Raw genomic sequence first — 18,827 nt, 5'->3', positions numbered from 1 at the left:
GGCCGGGACCGCACGCGCGGCATTATGCGCCGCCCCGGCGCCGCGGCCCGGGCGCGCCACGGCGTACGTGTCCTCACCCCGACAGGGCCGTCTCCGCGGACGTCACCCCGTCGCGGGCCCCGTCCGCAGGCGGGGGACGAGGGCCTGCAGGCGTGTGATCAGGGGCAGCAGGAGCGGGGAGCCCAGTGTCGCCGCCGTCGCGGCGGTCAGGGCCAGGGCCCAGGCGAACGGGCCCAGCGGGGCGCAGTCGAAGAAGTGGCTGAGGCCCGGCGTCTGGACGACCGCCGCGAGCGCCAGGAGCGAGCCGAGCGAGGACAGGACGACGCTCCGGTCGCGGCCGCCGATCAGCAGGGTCTGGCCCAGCTGGGTGGCGACGAGCGCGGCGAGCGCGACCGTGCGGGCGCGGGCCCGGCGTCCCGTGCGGCGCGCGACGAGCCAGCCGGCCGCGGCCCCGGCGGACGTGGCGAGCGCCCGCTGCGCGGTCTCGCCGGTCAGCGCCGCCCCGAGCGAGGCCTCCGGGCCCTCCCGCAGCAGGCGGCCCGCGGCCCTGGGGTCGGGCGGGCGGACGGCGAGGGCGAGGGCGGGGAGCAGGTCGGTGAAGAGGTTCACCAACAGCAGCTGACGGGCCGTCAGCGGCGAGGTGCCGGAGACGGTGGCGCCGAGGACGGTGAAGGCGATCTCGCCGAGGTTGCCGCCGACCAGCATGGCGAGCGCCTGGCGCACCGAGGCCCACATGGCGCGGCCCTCGACGAGCACGGCGAGGATCGCCTCCAGCCGGTCGTCGGTGAGCACGAGGTCGGCGGCGGCGCGGGCGGCGGGCGTGGCCCGGTCGCCGAGCGCGATGCCGACGTCGGCGATCCGGATGGCGGGCGCGTCGTTGGCGCCGTCGCCGGCCATGGCGACGGTCCGCCCCAGCCGCTGGAAGGCCTGGACGACGCGCACCTTGTGCACCGGCGTGCCGCGCGCGACGACGCCGATCTCCGGCAGCGCCCTGTCCAGCGCCCCGTCGTCCATGGCGTCGAGTTCGGCGCCGGTGACGACGCGGCGGCCGTCGACGACCCCGAGCTGCCGGGCCACGGCCTCGGCGGTCTGCGGGTGGTCACCGGTGATCATCACGATGTGCACGCCCGCGTCGGCGAGTTGCCGCACGGACTCAGGGGCGGTGCTGCGCACCTGGTCGGACAGGGCGAGAAAGCCGAGGAAGGTCAGTTTGCGCACGGTCCCGTCGGTCAGTTTCCCGCCGGGCGCGGGGTCCTTGGGGGTGCGGCGCTCGGCGACCGCGAGGACCCGGTGCCCCTCGGCGGCCAGCTTCTCGCCCTCGGCGAGGAGCTCCTCGCGGTCGGCCCGGTCCAGGCGGCGCCCCGCGGCCCGGCCGCACCGCTGGACCACCTCCTCCGGCGCGCCCTTGACCGACAGGACGTACTCCTCGCCGCTGCGGCCGACCGCCGCGTGGAAGCCGCGGCTCGGCTCGAAGGGCAGCTGGGCGGTGCGCGTCCAGCCGCGCGCCGAGCGGGTCCGCCGTACGCCCGCCTCCTCCGCGCCGGCGACCACCACGCTGTCGGTGACGTGCGCGAACGGCTGCTTGCGGCGGCGGCGCGGAGTGGCGCGCAGCGCGGCGGCGAGGACGTCCTGCTGCTCGGGGCCGAGGCGTTCCAGGGCCGCGCTGCGGCCCTCCGCCGACACGGCGGCGAGCGACATCCGGCCGTGGGTGAGGGTTCCGGTCTTGTCGAAGCACAGGACGTCCGTACGGCCGACGGCCTCGATGGTGCGCGGGTCGCGCACCAGTACGCCCTGTGCGGACAGCCGCCGGGCGGCGGCCAGTTGGGCCGCGGAGACCAGGAACGGCAGCCCCTCGGGGACGCTGGCCACGGCCAGGCCGACGCCCGCGCCCACCGTCTCCCGGGCGGGGCGGCCGCGCAGCAGGCCGACGGCCATCAGGGTGCCGGCCGCGCCGAGCGCCACCGGCAGCGTCGTCCGGGTCAGCTGCGCGAGGCGGCGCTCCACGCCGACCCGCGTGGGGGCGCCGCGCCCCGCCGCCGCGCCGCGCCCCGCCTCGGTGGCCGTACCGGTGGCGACGACCACGGCGCGCGCCCGGCCCGCGGCGACGGTGGTCCCCTCGTACGCCATCGACGTGCGGTCGGCCACGTCGGCGGCGAGGACGGGGGCGACGTCCTTGGCGACCGGCAGCGACTCGCCCGTCAGCGCGGACTCGTCGGCCTCCAGGCCCTGGGCGGTCAGCAGCCGGGCGTCGGCGGGGACGACGTCGCCCGCGTTCAGCGCGATCACGTCGCCGGTCACCAGCCGCTCGGACGGCAGCCGCCGCTGCTCTCCGTCGCGCACGACGGTGGCCATGACCGCGGAGCGGCGCTGCAGGTCGGCCACGGCACGGTCGGCCAGGTGCCGCTGGACGCCGCCGATGCAGCCGGACAGGAAGGTGACGCCCACGATGATGTACGCGTCGAGCAGCGCGCCGACGCCCACGGACAGGGCGGCTCCGGCCAGCAGGACCGGCGTGAGCGGGTTGGCGCTCTCGGCGGCGACCGCCCGCAGCAGCGAGGGCTTGCGCGCCCGCGCCTCGGCGGTCCCGGCGCGGCCGCCGGCCTGATGCTCCGTCAGCCCGTCCTCGCTCCCGTCGGTCAGGTCCAGCACGGTCCGCGGCGTCATGGCGTGCCAGGGCCGGCGGGCCGCCACCGGCGCGCCGGTGGCGCGCAGCGCCCGCGCCGCCGACCACACGCCCTCGGCCATGGCGAGCGCGGAGGCCGCGTTGACGGCCAGCAGGCTGCGCGCGGCGGACCGCTGCCGGCGCCCGGCCGCCACCGCCGTGACGACGCCGACCACGGCCGTGGCGCGGGCCAGCCGTACGCCGTGCCGCACCGTGGTGCGCACGGCGCCGCACGCGGCCACGAGGACCAGTGCGTGCCGCAGGTCGTCGGCGACGTGCAGGTCGGCGCCCCAGGGGAGCACACCGTCCGGCCCGGCGACACCCACTCCCACGTCGGCGGCGGCGAGCGCGGCACGGTCCCGGGAGACCAGCAGGACGCCGCCGCCGTCGCACTGCCTCTCCCGTACGGACACGGCGAGCCGGTCGCCGCCGGGCAGCACACCGTGTGCGTCGGACAGGGCCGCGTGGTCGGTGTGGGCGCCCGCGGCCAGGACGGTGAGACCGGCCCGTCGCCCCTCCGCCACCAGGCTCTCGGCCGTCTCGTGCACCTCGGGGACCACCGCCGCCAGGGCGTACGGGCGTCCCCGGCGGGTGAGCGCCAGGACGTGCCGGGCGCCGCCCTGCCGCAGCCGGTCCGCCGCCCGTGCCACCGCCGCACCGGGCCCCGCCGTCCTCCCGTTCTCCTTCCCCCCGGTCCGGTCCGGCCGCGCCTCCCGCGTCTCCGTCGTGTCCTCGTCGCCCCCGTGCTCCCCGCCGCCCTCCGGGAGCCGTTCCAGCGGCGCCAGCCGCCAGTCGTCCGCCTCGTGGGCCGCCGTGGGACGGCGCGCGTCGAACAGCCGGTACACGGTCGCCGCGAGGTCTCCGGTGGAGTGCTCCCCGTCCAGCGGTACGAGGTCCGTCAGCAGATGACGGCCCGTCAGCATGGTGTCGGTGTCGAGGACCACGGTGTCCACGCGGTCCAGCCGGCGCAGCGCCTCGGCGTCGGCCACGAGCGCGCCGCGCACGGCGAGACTGCGGCCCAGGAGGGCGGCGAAGGCCTCACGGGCCGCCCAGGGCGGTTTGGGCAGCGCGGCCAGGGCGGCACCGCCCGAGGGGGCGATCCTGCCGGTCACCGCGAACGCGCCGGCGAAGGCGGTGCCCGCCACCCAGCCGGCCCGGCGCGCGTACCGCTCGGCCGGGCCGTCCCGCAGGGGCGTCGCGCGCTCCGGCACGGCGGGCGGTGCGGCGGTCCGGACGTGCTCCGCGCTCCCGGTGTGCCGCGGGGCCGCCCGCCGCCAGGCCTCGCGGCGGGCGGCCGACTCGGCGAGCCGCAGCGCGTGCCGGGCGGTGTCCACGGCGAGCCCGGCGAACCCGCCGGTGCCGGCCTGCACGAGCGCGCTCAGCGTCGTCGTGGCCAGGACGGTGTTGCGGGGGCCGACGACGGCCGCCGCCTTCCGGCGCAGCGTGGGATGGGTGTCGACGACCGTGCCGAGCGCGGCGAACCCGGCGGGCAACGGTGTGAGGCGGGACAGCCGGACGACGGTGGCCAGCGGCACGGTGGCCAGCTGCACGGCGAGGGCGAGCGCGGCCCGGCGGATGTCGTCGGGCGCGGCCGGGTGCTCGGGCAGCGGTCCGTCGAGTCCGTGCTCCTCCTCCACCTCCTCCACGGCCCCGGTCAGCGCCCGCACCGCGCGGACGGCCCCGGTGCCGCCGAGCGCGTCCTCGTCGAGCGCGACGACCGCGAAGCCGAGGACGGTGTTGACCGCGGCCCACCGTACGGAGGGCAGGGCGGCGAGCCGCCGTTCGAGGGCCTCGGCGGCCGCGGCCCCCTCCGCGTCGCGCAGGCCGCGCACCGCCAGGTGCACGTGCGCGCCGACGACGTGGGCACGGGGGTGACGCGGCGCGGTGAGCGCGCTCACCGCGGACCGCACCACCGAGTGCACGACACCGATCCCCGGAACGAACACCGCCGCCACCCCTCCCTGGCCGCCGGCCGCGTTCCCGCGGAGCCGGTCGCCACACGCCTCGTTCCGATGCCCCGACGCGCCGCCGGACGCGCGAGAATGGAGTACGCACAGCGCACCGTACTCGGGCCGGACGAGGAGTTGGGATGCCCAGTACAGCCGAAAGCACACGGAAAACCGCCGCCAGGAAGGCGGCTCCGCAGGACAGGGGCGAGGATACGCACGTCCACCGCAGCAAGCAGGGCCTGAGCGTGCACACCCTCGACGTCCACGCGCCGCTGCACGTCCCCTACTTCACCCCGCAGGACGTGGTGAACAACGCGCGCACGGCCTCACGCTGGCTGCCGCCCCTGCCGCCCACCAGGGACGTCGTGTTCTACGGCGGTCTCGGCGCACTCGCGGTGGCCGGGGCCCTCGAGTGGCCGGTGGCCCTCGCCGTCGGCGGCGCCACCGCCCTGCTGCGGCGCTCCGGACAGCGGGGCGGGCAGGGGGAAGCGGCCGAGGAGCACGAGCCGCGGACCGACGGCGCGTCCCGGCAGACCGCCAAGAAGAAGGAGTGACGGCGCAGGAGGGAGGAGGACAGCCGTCGTACGCCCGGTGCCGGGGCCGCTCCCGCGCGGAACGGGTCCCGGCACCGCAGAACGGTGGAGCGTGGCTCCGGCGCGGGCGTAGTCCCGGACCGCCGCGGGTCCCGCGGGCGCCGGGCGCCCGGCGTACGGCCCCGCACCCGCTCTCCGTACGGTCCGCCGCGCCGGTCCCCGTGCCGCCCCCGTGGGGCGCGTCCGCGCGGCCGTCGGCACGACGCGGCCGTACAACCGCCGGCACCACGCGGCCGGGTGGCCGCCGGGCGGCCGGGTTCGTACCGCGGCCGGCCGCGGACGCGTCACGCGGACGACCGCGCCACCCGGAACCCGACGTCGTCCACCCGGAAGGTCGGGTGGCTGCGGCGGCGCACCGACGCGCGGCAGCTCCACCGCTCGTCGAACCAGCCGCCGCCGCGCAGCACCCGGTAGGTTCCGTAGACCTCGGGGTCGTAGAGGTCCCAGCACCACTCCCAGACGTTGCCCAGCATGTCGTACAGGCCCCAGGCGTTGGGTTCCCTGCCGCCCACGTCGTGGACCCGGTCGGCGGAGTTGCCGCGGTGCCAGGCGATCTCGTCGAGGGGGCCGTAGCGGGGTCCGTCCGTCCCGGCGCGGCAGGCGTGCTCCCACTCGGCCTCGGTCGGCAGCCGGTACCCGTCGGCGGAGGCGTCCCACTCGACGCCCTCGTCGTCGCCGTGGAGGACGTAGGCGGGTGCCAGCCCGTCACGGTGTGACAAGGTGTTGCAGAAGCGGACGGCGTCCCACCAGGACACCTCCGAGGCGGGCGCCCGGCACGGGCCGCCGGGCTCCGTCCCCCCGCCCGTGATCCGCGCGTACAGCCCCCGGGTCACCTGGAACGCCGAGAGCCGGTACGGCCCGAGCTCGACCGGCCAGCTCCGTCGTGTCCGCCGGTCCGACAGTGTCACCCGTCCCGGCGGGACGGCGACCGTCCCGATGTCCGCGCCCATGTCCATGGACAGGTGATCGTAGTCGGCACCCTCCCCTTTGTCCGACCGCCTTGTCCGATCGCCGTGCCGACGCCGTCGCGTTAGGTTGGCACGATGGTGGAACTGCGGACCCGGCGTCTCCTGCTGCGCGGCTGGCGGACGTCCGACCTGGCCCCCTGGGCGGCGCTCAACGCCGACGCCGAGGTGCGCGAGCACTTCCCCGGCGTCCTCACGCGCGAGCAGAGCGAGGCGTCGGCGGCCCGCTTCCGGGCCGACCTCGAACGGCGGGGCTGGGGGTGGTGGGCGGTGGAGGTGACCGGCACGGGCGAGTTCATCGGGTTCGCCGGGCTCGACCCCGTCGACGACGGCATGCCGTTCGACGGCGTCGAGGTCGGCTGGCGGCTGGCCCGGTCGGCCTGGGGACACGGCTACGCCACCGAGGCCGCCCGGGCCGTGGTGGCGTTCGGCTTCGGGACCCTCGGTCTGACGGAGATCCTCGCCGTGACCACGGCCGGGAACCTCCGCTCCCAGGCCGTGATGCACCGTCTCGGGATGACCCGGGACCCGGCCGAGGACTTCGACGATCCCGGTGTCCCGGAGGGGCCGCTGCGCCGCGGCGTGGTGTACCGCCTCCGGGCTCCCTCGTCCGGCTCCTTCGACGTCCCCACGGCCCTCTCACGGAGTGAGGACCGCCTCTTCCGCGGGTGAGCACCGTCCTTCGCACGGGTGAGTGCTGTCTCCCCCAGGTCGGGGCGGTCCCTCCCCGGGTCGAGGGCCGGGGGCCGGTGGGCCCGCGGGCCGGGATCAGTCCCAGGTCATGTTGATCTCCCGTTCGAAGTCGACGTACCCGGCGCGCCGGAAGGCCGCGGCCATGGGGACGTTGCCGAGGTCCGTCGAGGCCCGGATGCGGGGCACGTCCTGTGCGGCGAGGACGCGGGTGCCCTCGGCGAGGATGTCGTCGACGTGGCCGCGGCCGCGGTGCCCGGGCAGGACCGCGATGTAGGCGATGACCGGGTTGTAGGTGTTGTGGGCCGGGATCACGAAGCCCACGGGCTCCCCGTCGGGCAGGGTCGCGATCCGCCACCACTCCCTCGGGCTGGGGTAGCGCGCGAGCTCCTCCTCGTACTGGGCGGCCGCGGCCTCGCGTGGGGACATCCGGGTCAGGTCCTCGCGGCTGTGGGCGTCCAGCGTCCCCTCCAGGACCGCCGCCATCAGCGTCAGCAGTTCCCCGCTGTCCTGGACGGGGCGGAAGGCCAGGCGGCCGCTCGGCCCGGGGACCGCGGTGCCGGGGCGCCACTCCAGGCGGAGCCGTTCCACGAACAGCCGGGCGCCGGCGCGCTCCAGGATCGTCATGCGGTCCCGGACCGGGCGGGCGGTGGCGGGGTCGTCGCGCCAGCCGGGCGGGACGAACCGGGTGTACTCGGGCCGGGGCGCGCCGTCCGGCAGGACGGCGGCCGCCGCCGTGCGCAGCAGTCGTTCGCCGACCTCGACGCGCTCGTGGGCGGGGAGGCCGTCGTCGACGTCCAGGACGTCCAGCAGATGCGGGGTGTCGTTCCCCGGCCGGGTCCACCAGGCGGCCCTGGCCAGCAGCCGGTCGCCGCGCAGGGCGACCCACATCCACTCCGGCCGCCTGCGGGCCCGTGCGAGGTCCTCGGGGAACTCCCCGTTGAGGGCGTAGGACAGGCGGCAGAAGAGGTCGAGTTCTTCGCGTCCGGTGATCGGGCGCATGGTCACATCGTTCGGGTTCACGGTCGGGACACGCTCCTGTGGGAGGTGCTCGCCCGCTCCGGGTTCAGCCGCGGTCGGCGTCCCGGGAAGGGGCGAGCACGGTGATGACGGGGTGCACGGAGTTGTTCACGGTTCCCCCTCCTCCCTCTGTCGCGGTCCCGCGTGCCCGGCGCCCGGGGATCCGGCCGTCAGGTCTATCCGACCGGCGTCCCGCCCGCAACGCCTTTTCCGCGGGCGCGCCCGGGCGGAGCGGCCGGACCGGCCGCGCGCGTCCCCTTGACGTGCGATCGGGCGCGGTTCAGGCTGACGGGCCATCAGGACCGGGCCGCCGGCGGCCCGGTCGCCCGACCCCCGCGGGAGGCGGCAGGCACACGTCCCACTGTCCACCGTCCGCCGTCCCCCGGCAGGCACACGTCCCACTGTCCGCCGTCCCCGCCAGGACCCGTCGAGGTCCGCTCCTCCCCGTCCGCGTTCCGGATCCCGAAGAGTGGGAGTCCGCATGTCCCCTGAACTCGTCTCCGTGCTCGTCCTGGCCGCGGTGTTCGTCATCGCCACGACGCGCTCCGTCAACATGGGCGCCCTCGCCTTCGCGGCCGCCTTCGCCGTGGGCGGGCTCGTCGCCGGTCTGGACGCCGACGGCATCTTCGCCGGCTTCCCGGGCGACCTCTTCGTCGTCCTCGTCGGCGTCACCTATCTGTTCGCGACGGCCCGCGCCAACGGCACCACGGACTGGCTGGTGCACGCCGCGGTCCGCGCGGTGCGCGGGCGGGTGGTGCTGATCCCCTGGGTGATGTTCGCGCTGACCGGGGCGCTGACGGCGATCGGCGCGGTCAGTCCCGCGGCGGTGGCCGTCGTGGCGCCCGTCGCGCTCGGCTTCGCGAGCCGGTACGGGATCCACCCGCTGCTGATGGGCGCCATGGTGGTGCACGGCGCCCAGGCCGGCGGCTTCTCCCCGATCAGCGTCTACGGCACGATCGTCAACGGGATCGTGGAGCGGGAGGACCTCCCCGGCAGCGAGGTCACACTGTTCCTGGCCTCCCTCGTCGTCAACCTCGTCATCGCCGCCGTCGTCTTCGTCCTCTTCGGCGGAGCGCGGCTGCGGGACCGGGGCGCCGCCGTGCCCGGCGACCGCGCGGAGGCCGGGACACCTCCGTCACAGGGCGCGGAGGCCGGTGGCGGCCCCGGGTCATTGCCGTCCAGGAGACCGTCGTCACCGGAAGGACCGTCGTCGCCGGAGGCGGGCGCGCCCAGCGGGCCGGCCGGGGCGTACGGGTCGAGCGGGCCTGCCAGGACGTACGGGCCGAACGGCACGGCCGCCTCGCACGGGTCTGCCGCCTCGCGCGGACCGGCCGCCTCACTCGGCACGGCCGCCTCATGCGGGGCGAGGACGGACACGGCCGTCGCGGCGCCCGACGGCGCCGGCGGTTCGGGCGGTTCGGGCGGTTCGGGCGGTTCGGGCGGTGTCCGCCTCACCCCCGCCCGGATCGCGACACTGGCCGCGCTCGTGGTGCTGGTCGTCGCCGTCCTCGTCCTCGACCTCGACGCGGGACTGACCTCCCTCACCCTCGCCGCGCTCCTGAGCGCAATCTGGCCGGCGGACAGCCGGGCCGCGGTGGGGCGGATCGCCTGGCCCACCGTGCTGCTCGTCTGCGGTGTGCTCACCTACGTCGGCGTGCTCGACGAGATGGGCACGATCACCTGGGCGGGCGAGGGCGTGAGCGACATCGGTGTGCCGCTGCTGGCCGCGGTGCTGCTGTGCTACATCGGCGCGATCGTCTCGGCGTTCGCCTCGTCCGTGGGGATCATGGGCGCGCTGATCCCGCTGGCCGTGCCCTTCCTGGCGCGGGGCGAGATCGGCGCCGTCGGCATGGTGGCGGCCCTGGCGGTGTCCGCCACGGTCGTGGACGTCAGCCCGTTCTCCACGAACGGTGCGCTGGTCCTGGCGGCGGCTCCGGACGTCGACCGCGAGCGCTTCTTCCGGCAGTTGATGACCTACGGCGGGGCCATGGTCGCCGCGGTGCCCGCGGTGGTGTGGCTGGTGATGGTCGTACCCGGGTTCGGCTGAGCCCGGGTGGCCCGCACGGGCCCCGGTACGGGCGCGGCGTCCGGCGGACCGGCCGTCCGGGACGGTCTCACACCGGCGGCTGCGGGTCGTACTGGATGCCGTGCCGCACCTGACGCGCGCGCTCCGGTGACGCCAGCCGGGCCACCAGGTGCAGGGCCATGTCGATACCGGCCGAGACGCCGGCGGAGGTGACGACGTCGCCGTCGTCCACGAACCGCTCGTCGGGCCGTACGTCGATCGTCGGGTCGAGCTCCGCGAGCAGGTCCAGCGCGCCCCAGTGCGTGGTGGCGGGGCGTCCGGACAGCAGTCCGGCCGCCGCGAACACCAACGCGCCGGTGCACACACTGGTCATCAGGGGAACCGAGCGCCGCTGGGACCGCACCCATTCGAGATGCCGTTCGTCCTTGAGTCGGGGCCTGGTCCCGCGGCCGCCCGGATGCAGCAGCACGTCCAGCGCGGGCATGTCGGCCGTCCCGTGGTGAGCGGCGATGGTGAGCCCCTTGGCGCAGGTCACCGGCTCACCGTCGGCGGACACGCAGAACACCTCCCAGCCGTCCTCGGGGAAGGTGCGGGTCCAGTACGACAGGACCTCCCACGGTCCGACGGCGTCGAGCTCCTCGACGTCCGGGAACAGCAGGATGCCGATCTTCCGCGTGTCTTCACCGGTCATGCCGCGATCCAAGCAGACCCGCCCGCGCACGGCCACGGGATTCCCCGCCCGCGCACGGCCGCAGGGTTTCCGCCCCCGCACGGCCGCGGCGTCCCCCGCTCGCACACGGCCGCGGCGTCTCCCCCGGCCCGTACGCGGCCGGGGCAGCGGCCGCCCGCGTACGGCCGGGGCGTGCCCCCTTCTCCCGCGGGTTCGCGGGGTCTTCCGCTCGGGCGGATCCCGCAGGCCGCGCGATGCCGTGATCGGAAACCGCCGGTCCGCCCGGTTAAGGTCACCCGTATGCGCCTCGCCCTCTTCGACCTGGACGGCACCCTGGTCGACCGCCGCTCCGCCTTCACGGACGCCATAGCCGAGCTCAGCCACGACCACGGGTACGGGCCGGAGATCGAGCGGTGGCTGCTGACCGAACTCGCCGACCGCGCCGACCGGCACGACTTCGTCCGCCTGCGCGACACCTTCCGCCTCGGCGAGGACCCCGACCACCTGTGGCGGGTCTACGTGGACCGCATGGCGGACTCCGTCACCTGCCGCCCGGCCGTCCTCGACAGCCTCACCCGTCTCAGGGAGGCGGGCTGGAGCATCGGCGTCGCGACCAACGGGGCCAGCGACATCCAGCGCGCCAAGGTCCACGCCACCGGCCTGTCCGGCCTGATCGACGGCATGGCGGCCTCCGGCGACATCGACGTCCGCAAACCCGACCCGCGCCTCTTCGAACTGGCCGCGGCCCGCTGCGGGACCCAGCTCACCCCCGGCGACTGGATGACCGGCGACAACCCCGAGACCGACATCGCCGGCGGCCACCGGGCCGGCCTGCGCGCCATCTGGGTCCGGGGGCGCCCCTGGCCCGAGGACCTCGCCACCCCCCATCACACCGTCGGTGACGTGCCGGAGGCCGTGGACCACCTGCTCTCCCACTCCTCCGCGTAGCCCGGCGTACGGCCCCGCCGCCGGTCTCGCGCCGCCCGCTGTGCGGCAGGACAATGGGGCCGGAAGCCCCCGGGCGGCTCGCGGCGCGAGCGGAGGAGGGCATACCGCTGCGCAACGGGGGCAACCGGTCGCCATGGCCGACCGGCTGCCGGCGGACGGCACGCGCCCGGACCGGAGACCGGGCGGACGCGTCACTGCACCCGACACAGCGGAGGTGGCAACGATGGCATCGGCCCGAGGACATTACGGAACCTGGCAGCCCCACCCGGGCGTGCCGCACGAGCGCCGCAACGGATTCGGCATCGCGGCCCTGGTGCTCGGACTGGTGGCGCTCGTCTCCTTCTGGACCGTGATCGGCGGGATCGTCCTGGGCGTGCTCGCCATCGTCTTCGGCGTTCTCGGCTACCGCCGCAAGAAGCGCGGCACCGCTACGAACGGTGCCATGGCGATCATCGGCGCGGTGGCGGGTCTGCTGGGCCTCATCGGCTCGGCGATCATCCTCGCGGCCGGCGTGGCCGTGTTCAACAGCGACGAGTTCAAGAGCTACTCCGACTGCGTCCGGCACGCCGACACCCAGGCGGAGCGCGACCAGTGCTCCAAGGACTTCAACCGGGACGTGAACAACGGCTGACGGCGTCCCGCCACACCTGACGGCGCCCGCGCCGCACGGTGTTCACGGTGCCGCGTTCACGGTGTCGCGGCGGCCGGTCCGCACGGTCCTCGTGCGGACCGGCCGCCGCGGTGCCGTGTCCGGCCCGCGGAGCCGGAGAGCGGCGGTCCCCCGACCCGCCTCTCCCGGTCCTCCCGTCCCTCACCCCTCCCGCCAGCCGAGTTTGATGAGCATGTTCTTCGCGTCCTCGGCGACCTCGGAGTCCGCCACCACGTCGTAGCGGGCCGCGACGATCTGGCTGCGCGAGGAGAAGTCGCGGCGGCCGCCGCTCAGCGCGTGCCCGACGAACCCGAAGAGCGCGCCGAAGACGGCACCGTAGAGCAGGCCGCTGAGCATCAGGACGAGGGCGTGGTGGTTCCCCGCGGCGAACAGTGACAGCAGCAGACCGATGAGCAGACCGAACCAGGCGCCGGAGCCCGCCCCGGCGAGGGCGGCGCGGCCGCGGGTGAGACGGCCCAGCACCGTCTCGACCATCCGCAGGTCCGAGCCGATGATGGCGGTGCGCTCGACGGGGAACCTGCTGTCCGACAGGAAGTCGACCGCGCGCTGCGCACCTTCGTACGTCTGGTACGAGCCGACCACCGGGCGGTCGACGGGCACCGTGGGCGGATAGTGGGTCATCGAAGGACTCCCTTCGTGCCTTTGCCGTCCAGCCTGGTGCCGGGCCGTACCCGCCGCAAGGCGCGGCGGACCGTATCGGACGCCGTGCGCGCCCACCGACACCCCGCTCAGCGGGTTTCCCGCTCCTCCCGCTCCTCCCGTTCCTCCCGTTCCTCCCCCGCGGGCCGCCTCCGGGGCGCTCCCCACGTCCGCTTCCTCCTGTTCACCTCCGCTCGGGCGGGTTGATCCGCGAGGTCTCGATCGCGGAGTCGCCGGTGCCCCACTTGTCGAGGATCTCGGCGTACGTGCCGTTCTCGATCAGCTCGTCGACGGCGGCCCGGAATGCCTTGGTGAGCGGGGAGCCCTTCTTGAACGCGAAGCCGACGTCGAGGCGGTGGAACTCGTTGAGGAACGTGGTCCGCGAGGCGGGCTGGGATGCCTGGTGGCGCAGGCCGTTGATGGTCGACATGATCACGTCGATGCGGCCCTGCTGGAGGGCGGTGACCGCCGCCCCGTTCTCGGAGTAGACCTTCACGTCGTACGGCTTCCTGCCCGCGTCGGCGCACACCGTCCTCTGCTCCCGGAGCGTCACCTCGAAGGTGGTGCCCGCGCCGGTGCCGACGGTCAGTCCGCACAGCTGCGTGAGGTCGGTGACCTTCCCGCCGAGCGTGTCGTTCCCCGTCCGCACGGCGAAGCCCTGGCCGTCGTTGATGTAGGTGACGAAGTCGATGGTCTTCAGGCGCTCGGCGGTGACGCCGAAGTTGCCGGTGCCCACGTCGTACTTGCCGCTGCCGAGGGCGGGCAGGATCGTCTCGAAGGAGGCGTCCTGGCGCAGCAGTCGGATGCCGAGGACCTTGGCCACGGCGTCGGCGATGTCGATGTCCTGCCCCTCGGGCGCCTTGTCCGAACCGTTCGGGAAGTAGGCGGAGGGCGGTGCTCCGACGGAGCTGCCGATCTTCAGCGTGCCCGCCTCGCGCACGTCGGCGGGGAGGAGCGCGGCGACGGAGTCCACCTTGCGGACGTCCGCGACCGGGTCGCCGGTCGGTGCGGCGGACGGCCGCGCGCCCGCCGCCGTCGTGGCGTCGGTGCCGCCGGAGCCGCACGCGGCCGTCGTCAGCAGCAGTACGGACAGGAACGCGGCGGCGGCCGGGACGCGGCGCCGGCGGACTCCGGGAGCGAAGAGCTTCACGGGACGGTGGCCTTTCGGGTCGGTGGTGGGGAGGGGAACTGCTTCTCGGCGGGCGGGGAGGTCCGCTCGTCCCCGCGTCGGCCCGCGCCCTTCCGCGCGCACGGCGTCGGCCGACGCCACGGCCGACGCCGCGTCCGTCGCCCGGGATCGACCGGGGAGGCCGGTGACGGGAAGAGACGGTGCCTGCGCGGACAGGGCCGGGGCGTCGGGGCGGACCGGAGAGGTGGCGGCGAGCGTCCGGGACAGGACCGCGGGACCGGTGTCCGGGACGGGGTCCCGGAACGCGTGGGACCGTACCGGCCGGAGGACCGGCCTACGGGCGGAACGCGCGGGCGGTGCTCAGCCCACTACGGGGGCACCGCGAAGGAGCGGGGCCGGTCGGGCGGCCCGCCGCCGGATCAGGCGCGACACGCGGCGGACCACACGCGACCGAAGTCGATGTGATCGCGCGTCACCAAACGCCGCTGAACCGTCATGCCGCCCATTCAGCAGGACGACGCGTGTCCCGTCAACCACCGCCCGTATACCGGACTCCTTCAGGACCCCACCGTGCCTCTCGCGTCCGGCGGGCCCCTGCCCTGTGACGGCTGCGGAGCCCGGCCACTCGGCCGCTCGACCGTCCGGCAGCACGGCCGTCGTACAAGCCCGACCACCTGGCCGTCGTACGGGCCCGGGCGCACCGCGCGGGCCCCTACGACGGCCGTGCGCCCAGTGCCTGACGGTACGTCAGGGATGCAGGACGAGGCGGACGGGGTCGCCCTCCCTCCCCTCCAGGCGCCCGACCGCCTCCGCGGCCCCGGCCGGCAAGAGCACCCCGCTGATGGAACCGGAGGAGTCCGGACGCCCGCCCCGGACCAGGTTCAGGAGCTGCGGGAGGGCCACCGGCATGTCCGAGCCGCAGTGGCCGAGGATCCGCTGCTGGAGGTGGCTGAAGCGGGTGCGGCGGAGTCCAGCGCGGCGTCGGCGCCGGCGGCCGGGGCCCGCTCGCGGGCGACGGGGCTGGGGTCGACGGCGACGACGGGGCAGGCGCCCACGGCGCGCAGCAACTGGACCGCGTGCACGCCCAGTCCGCCCACGCCCCACACTCCGACGGCCTCGGCGGCCCGCACCGCGCCGGTCACCGGGTACCACGGTTGCCGCTGTGACACGCCCGGCCCCGCCCCGGTCCCCGTTCCCGGAGCGGGCAGGGCGCCGAAGGGAAAGATCGGCGTCTCCACCGTCGCCCCGGTCTACTGCCTGACGGCCACCCTCGGGCCCACGGTCGGCGAGGTCGGGCTGCAGATGCCCGCGGTCTTCCTCGCCGGCTTCCTGCCGATGCTGCTGGTCGCCTTCGCCTACCGCGAGCTCAACCAGGCCGTACCGGACTGCGGCATCTCGTTCACCTGGTCGGTGAAGACCTTCGGGCCGTACGTGGGCTGGATGTGCGGCTGGGGCCTGCTGGTGGCCACGGTGGTGCTGTCCAACCTCGCCGGCGTCGCCACCTCCTTCTTCTGGCTGACCGCGGGCGAGCTGACCGGCAGCGACGCCGTCGCCGCCCTGGACGGGAACAAGGCCGTCCACGTCCTCACCACCCTCGCCTTCGCCGCCGCCATCACGATCGGCCACCGCGGCATCACCGCCACCAAGTGGGTGCAGTACGCCCCGGTGGGGCTGCAACTGGTGGTGCTCGCCCTGTTCGTGGTGATGGCCGTGGCCAAGTCCGGCGAGGCGGCCGGGTCGCTGAGCTTCTCCTGGTCCTGGATGAACCCCTTCGGCGTCGAGTCCTTCGCCGCCTTCACCGCCGGACTCTCCCTGTCGATCTTCATCTACCGGGGCTGGGACACCTGCCTGTCCGTCGACGAGGAGAGCGTCGGCAGCGCGAGGACCCCAGGGCGCGCCGCCCTGCTGGCCATCGTCGTGATCGTGGCGTCCTGCCTGACGGTGGCGGTCGCCGCCCAGGTGTACGCGGGCGTCGGCGGGACCGGCACCGGCCTCGGCAACCCGGACACCGCCGACGACGTCTTCGCCGTGCTCGCCGGCCCGGTCCTCGGCTCCGGCCCGGGCGTCCTGCTCTTCGTCGCCGTCGTGGCCTCCGCGGCGGCGAGCCTGCAGACCACCTTCATCCCGGTGGCCCGCACCGCCCTGGCCATGAGCACCTACAAGGCGCTGCCCGCCTCCTTCGCCCGGGTGCACCCGCGCTTCCGGACGCCGGGCCGGGCGACCGTCGCCGCGGGCGCGGCCACCGGCGTCTTCTCCACCGCGATGACCCTGCTCAGCGAGAACGTCCTCGTCGACACCGTCTGCGCCCTCGGCCTCATGATCTGCTTCTACTACGCGATCACGGCCTTCGCCTGCGTGTGGTACTTCCGCCGCGAGCTGCGCCGCTCCGTGCGCGAACTGGCCGTCAAGGGGATCGCGCCGGGGCTCGGCGGCCTGATGCTCACCGCCGTGTTCGGGCAGACCCTGTACGACGTGTGGGACCCCGCCTACGGCAGCGGCTCCGCCGTCCTCGGCATGGGCTCGGTCTTCGTCATCGGCGTCGGACTGCTGCTCCTCGGCGTGGCGCCGATGCTCCTGATGCGGCGCCGCAGCCCGGAGTTCTTCCGCGGCGAGACGCTGGCCCGGGACACGCCCGCCCTGGTCGTCGAGGACTGACGGCCCCGCAGGTGCGGGCCCCTTCCGGCGCCCGCGCCTTTTCCGCCCGCCCGGTCCGGCCGGACGGAGACCTCTTCGGCCGGGCGGGGACCTCTCCGATCAGACGGATGCCTCTTCCAGGAGGTGCGGGCCGTTGTTGCGGACGTTGTTGACGGCCGTGGAGACCGGGCGGGCGGCCAGGCGGCCGTCCGCCGGGCGGGTCAGCAGGGCGCGCAGCTCGTCGGGGTCCCGGCGCTCGGGGGACAGCCACGCGTCGTAGTGGTCCTCGGTGAGGGCGAGCGGCATGCGGGGGTGCACGCGGCCGGCCGCGTCGGTGGCCTCGGTGGTGATGATGGTGCAGGTCATCAGCCAGGCGGCCGGGTCGTCGTCCTGCTTCACGTCCGGGTCGCGCCAGTACTCGTAGAGACCGGCGAAGGCCATCACCCGTCCGTCCTCGGGGTGGATGAAGTACGGCTGCTTGCGCGGCTTGCCGGTGGTCCCGTCCGTCGTCTGCTGCCACTCGTAGAAGCCGTCGGCGGGGAGCAGGCAGCGGCGCTTGGCGAAGGCACTGCGGTAGGAGGGCTTCTCGTGCACGGTCTCCACCCGCGCGTTGATCATCCGCGAGCCGATCCCCGCGTCCTTCGCCCAGGACGGCACCAGGCCCCAGCGCAGGGGGCGCAGCTCCCGCCGCACCGGCGCGTCGGCGTCCTCGCGCGGGGCGCGGTCGAGGACGGCCCACACCTCCTGGGTCGGGGCGACGTTCCAGTTGGGGGTCAGGGATTCCTCGGCGGGCGGGTCGGCGACCTGGAAGAGCCGCGCCAGGTCCTCGGTGCCGCGAGTGGAGACGTAACGACCGCACATGCCCACACTGTGCCACTGTCCGGGCCGCGCCGCCCGCACATACGCACAGGAAGGCGGACGGCGCGCGTACCCGGGCCTGCGGACGTCGGCCCGCGCATGCGGACGCGCCGTCGCGGCAAGACGACGAGAGATGGCTACTGGGGGGTAGGCCGGGCGCGGACCCTTGTTATACAGTCCGTCTAACAAGGGTCGGCGGCGGCCCCGCCGGGCGCCGCGGCACGGAACGCGTGACGGCCGTGCGCCGCCTCGAGCACGGGCGGGCGGCACGCGCTCCCACCGTGCCGCCGGGCGGGAGCCGCACACCGCCGGGCGTGAGCCGCGTCCGGAGCCGGTCCGCCGAGGCGGCAGGCGCCCACGCGGCCGGCGCGCCGCCGCACCACCCGCACCACCCGCGCACCGCACGGCAGTTACTCGAACTCTCGAACCGAGGAGTGGGGAGCATGGCAAGCAGCACGGCCCGGCCGGACGTTCCGGAGAGCGCCCAGGGGCCCGGCGTTGCGAGGCGACTGCTCGACTCGTCCGCGACGCTGTCCTACGACCCGGCGAAGGAAGTGGACTGGGAGACGCCGCTGGACGAGGACTTCCACGGCGCGAGCCCGGAGTGGAGCACACTGTTCGGCACCGCTTACTGGTCCGAGATGACCGAGGAGCAGCGCAAGGAGCTGACGCGCCAGGAGGCCGCGTCGGTCGCCAGCACCGGCATCTGGTTCGAGATGATCCTCCAGCAGCTGATCCTGCGGGACGTCTACGCCAAGGACCCCACCGACGACACGGTCCAGTGGGCCCTCACCGAGATCGCCGACGAGTGCCGCCACTCGATCATGTTCGCCCGCGGCGCCAAGAAGCTGCGGGCCCCGGCGTACCGGCCGCCCCGGGCCGCCGTCGAGCTCGGCCGGGCCTTCAAGACCCTCGCCTTCGGCGAGGCCGCCTACGCGGCGATCCTGGTCGCCGAGGAGGTCCTGGACGTCATGCAGCGCGACTGGATGCGCGACGAGCGGGTCGTTCCGTTCGTGCGCACCATCAACAACATCCATGTCGTCGAGGAGTCCCGGCACATGAAGTTCGCCCGCGAGGAGATGCGCAAGCACCTGGCGAAGGCGGGACCGGCCCGTCGCAACATCCACGCCTTCGTGATCGCGGTGGCGGCCTACGTCATCGTCACCAGCATGGTGAACAGGAAGGTGTACGCCAACGCCGGCCTCGACGAGGAGCGCGCGCTGGCCGAGGCCCGGGCCAACGAGCACCACAAGGCGATGCTGCGCTCCAGCTGCGCCGGCCTCATGGAGTTCCTGGCCTCGTGCCGGCTGCTCACCAAGCCGGCCCTGGCCTTCTACAAGCGCGCCCACCTGATCTGACGCGTTCCCCGGTCCG

At 75.2% G+C, this 18,827-nt stretch carries 14 protein-coding genes and 1 pseudogene; 7 read left to right on the top strand and 8 right to left on the bottom strand.

Features of this window, described 5'->3' with window-relative positions:
- Positions 1-102: 102 nt before the first annotated feature.
- A complete protein-coding gene (locus IE271_RS21465; RefSeq protein WP_190192002.1) occupies positions 103-4,608 on the bottom strand; it encodes a cation-translocating P-type ATPase in 4,506 nt (1,501 codons plus the stop codon).
- 143 nt (positions 4,609-4,751) lie between these two features.
- Between IE271_RS21465 and IE271_RS21460 the strand changes: the two genes are divergently transcribed.
- Positions 4,752-5,165, top strand: a complete 414-nt coding sequence (locus IE271_RS21460) for a hypothetical protein (RefSeq protein ID WP_190192001.1) — start codon at positions 4,752-4,754, stop codon at positions 5,163-5,165.
- Between the two features lie 323 nt (positions 5,166-5,488).
- Here IE271_RS21460 and IE271_RS21455 read toward each other — a convergent pair whose 3' ends face one another.
- A complete protein-coding gene (locus tag IE271_RS21455; protein WP_190192000.1) occupies positions 5,489-6,160 on the bottom strand; it encodes a formylglycine-generating enzyme family protein in 672 nt (223 codons plus the stop codon).
- An 87-nt stretch (positions 6,161-6,247) separates the two neighbouring features.
- Between IE271_RS21455 and IE271_RS21450 the strand changes: the two genes are divergently transcribed.
- Positions 6,248-6,841, top strand: a complete 594-nt coding sequence (locus IE271_RS21450; protein ID WP_190191999.1) for a GNAT family N-acetyltransferase — start codon at positions 6,248-6,250, stop codon at positions 6,839-6,841.
- A gap of 96 nt (positions 6,842-6,937) precedes the next feature.
- Here the strand turns inward: IE271_RS21450 and IE271_RS21445 are convergent, their stop codons facing one another.
- The gene (locus IE271_RS21445; RefSeq protein ID WP_190192086.1) at positions 6,938-7,861 is read right to left on the bottom strand and encodes a GNAT family N-acetyltransferase; all 924 of its coding nucleotides are present in this window, start codon (positions 7,859-7,861) and stop codon (positions 6,938-6,940) included.
- A gap of 499 nt (positions 7,862-8,360) precedes the next feature.
- Between IE271_RS21445 and IE271_RS21440 the strand changes: the two genes are divergently transcribed.
- On the top strand, positions 8,361-9,926 hold the full coding sequence (locus tag IE271_RS21440; protein WP_190191998.1) for an SLC13 family permease: 1,566 nt from the start codon (positions 8,361-8,363) through the stop codon (positions 9,924-9,926).
- Positions 9,927-9,993: 67 nt separating this feature from the next.
- Here IE271_RS21440 and IE271_RS21435 read toward each other — a convergent pair whose 3' ends face one another.
- Positions 9,994-10,596 (bottom strand): DJ-1/PfpI family protein, encoded by a 603-nt coding sequence (locus IE271_RS21435; RefSeq protein WP_190191997.1) that lies wholly within the window; start codon positions 10,594-10,596, stop codon positions 9,994-9,996.
- Positions 10,597-10,875: 279 nt separating this feature from the next.
- Between IE271_RS21435 and IE271_RS21430 the strand changes: the two genes are divergently transcribed.
- A complete protein-coding gene (locus tag IE271_RS21430) occupies positions 10,876-11,523 on the top strand; it encodes an HAD family hydrolase (protein WP_190191996.1) in 648 nt (215 codons plus the stop codon).
- Positions 11,524-11,794: 271 nt separating this feature from the next.
- Positions 11,795-12,154, top strand: coding sequence for a DUF4190 domain-containing protein (locus tag IE271_RS21425; protein ID WP_229919470.1), 360 nt, complete (start codon positions 11,795-11,797; stop codon positions 12,152-12,154).
- Between the two features lie 180 nt (positions 12,155-12,334).
- Here IE271_RS21425 and IE271_RS21420 read toward each other — a convergent pair whose 3' ends face one another.
- From IE271_RS21420 to IE271_RS43360, 3 genes and pseudogenes are all read right to left on the bottom strand, one after another.
- The gene (locus tag IE271_RS21420) at positions 12,335-12,814 is read right to left on the bottom strand and encodes a general stress protein (protein WP_190191995.1); all 480 of its coding nucleotides are present in this window, start codon (positions 12,812-12,814) and stop codon (positions 12,335-12,337) included.
- A 202-nt stretch (positions 12,815-13,016) separates the two neighbouring features.
- Entirely contained in the window at positions 13,017-13,982 is a 966-nt protein-coding gene (locus IE271_RS21415; RefSeq protein ID WP_229919469.1) for an ABC transporter substrate-binding protein, read from the bottom strand.
- A 726-nt stretch (positions 13,983-14,708) separates the two neighbouring features.
- Positions 14,709-15,115, bottom strand: a pseudogene (locus tag IE271_RS43360) (zinc-binding dehydrogenase); the annotation flags it as partial.
- 70 nt (positions 15,116-15,185) lie between these two features.
- Here IE271_RS43360 and IE271_RS21410 point away from each other — a divergent pair.
- Positions 15,186-16,616, top strand: a complete 1,431-nt coding sequence (locus IE271_RS21410; protein ID WP_190192083.1) for an APC family permease — start codon at positions 15,186-15,188, stop codon at positions 16,614-16,616.
- Positions 16,617-16,715: 99 nt separating this feature from the next.
- Here the strand turns inward: IE271_RS21410 and IE271_RS21405 are convergent, their stop codons facing one another.
- Positions 16,716-17,456, bottom strand: coding sequence for an SOS response-associated peptidase (locus tag IE271_RS21405; protein WP_190191994.1), 741 nt, complete (start codon positions 17,454-17,456; stop codon positions 16,716-16,718).
- 440 nt (positions 17,457-17,896) lie between these two features.
- On the opposite strand from IE271_RS21405, the gene IE271_RS21400 reads away from it, so the two are divergent.
- Complete coding sequence (locus IE271_RS21400) at positions 17,897-18,811, top strand: AurF N-oxygenase family protein (protein ID WP_190191993.1); 915 nt, start codon at positions 17,897-17,899, stop codon at positions 18,809-18,811.
- Positions 18,812-18,827 lie beyond the last annotated feature (16 nt).

This window comes from Streptomyces minutiscleroticus (genome assembly GCF_014650875.1).
GTDB classification, from domain to species: Bacteria; Actinomycetota; Actinomycetes; order Streptomycetales; family Streptomycetaceae; genus Streptomyces; species Streptomyces minutiscleroticus.
Note: the sequence above shows the minus strand (reverse complement) of the source record. Positions and strands in the feature narration are given on the sequence as shown.